Annotated in this window: 3 protein-coding genes; all 3 read left to right on the forward strand. The window is 47.0% G+C overall.

The window, feature by feature from the left end:
- The coding region (locus GHO32_RS26710; RefSeq protein ID WP_218581169.1) for a hypothetical protein at positions 1 to 194 on the forward strand (194 nt) is incomplete at its 5' end.
- An 11-nt stretch (positions 195 to 205) separates the two neighbouring features.
- Positions 206 to 628, forward strand: a complete 423-nt coding sequence (locus GHO32_RS26050) for a hypothetical protein (protein ID WP_048362296.1) — start codon at positions 206 to 208, stop codon at positions 626 to 628.
- 69 nt (positions 629 to 697) lie between these two features.
- A partial coding sequence (locus GHO32_RS26055; protein WP_153443106.1) for a hypothetical protein occupies positions 698 to 1,084 on the forward strand: 387 nt, incomplete at its 3' end.

Raw genomic sequence — 1,084 nt, forward strand, 5'->3', positions numbered from 1 at the left:
CGGGCTTCACCAGGGCAGAACGGAAAAATTCGGCCTGGGGGCCATTTTTCCTCACCCCCCTCGTGGGCTCGGGTGGTGTCTGTCCGGCTGTTTCCGCCGTCTTCGCCGGCGGTTTATCAGAGCGGCTAAGGCGGCTCTGGAAGCAGGTTTCAGCTGCCCAAAGTCTGCTGCGTTACCATGCAATTTTCGCCTAGGAGCAAACCTTATGCAGCGTTTAGCCAAACCCTCGGACTACGTCCGGCAAGACGTTCTCGGTCAATCGACCTACGTGCTTCCCTGGGAGCCGCGGCTGTGCCCGGGAAATCCTGCGGACGATCCGGAACTGGGCGCGCAGCTCTATAACGAATTTGCCTGCAACGCCGCTCAGGGCGTGACACCGCGATCACCAGCCGAACAGCTGTCTGACATCATCGGTTGGGCCATAGTTACGCCTGGAGAAGCCGCACGCAGCTTGGCGGCTGACCTCGCGGCGACCTACCAGGGTAAGCATCAGTTTCTAATGGAGGATTTGGAGCTTGGGGATGAGGAAACCAAGCCGCACCGAGCGCACCTGATTTTTCACAATGAGGATATTCGTGATCTGTCGGCTTCACGAGTGATGGCTTTACGTGAACGTATGGTTTTTTAGGTTTATCTATTCATAGCTATAAAATTTAATAAACTGGCAGTTGTGATATATAAAATCGGCGGATATTCAATGAATTATTATGCATCTCTTGGGAATAAAAGTTGTGTCGCAGAAGTTATCGATCCTTTCTTTTTAGCCAAACACATGGATCTTGATTTTAAGAAAACTGGATTGATAAATTTTGATTCCTTGAAAGAAATACATACTTATATAGATGTTTGTTTGAAATTTTTAAGCGATGAAATTATTTTTCTTTCTAACGCATATACTTATTGCGAGCAATACTATTGCGAAAAAATTGTGAGTTGTGTTATGGAGGAAATTGAAGACCGCAGTAAAAAGCTTGGTTATATTTGTTGTGATCTTTTTAGCGAGCTTGCTTCTTCAGAAAAAGCCGCTAAGAAAGCGAAAGAGGATAATATTCGTGAGCCGCTAAACCAAGATCAGTATCAGGAG

Origin of the sequence: Pseudomonas sp. FSL R10-2189 (assembly GCF_009600325.1) — a bacterium.
In the GTDB taxonomy this organism is placed as follows: domain Bacteria; phylum Pseudomonadota; class Gammaproteobacteria; order Pseudomonadales; family Pseudomonadaceae; genus Aquipseudomonas; species Aquipseudomonas helleri.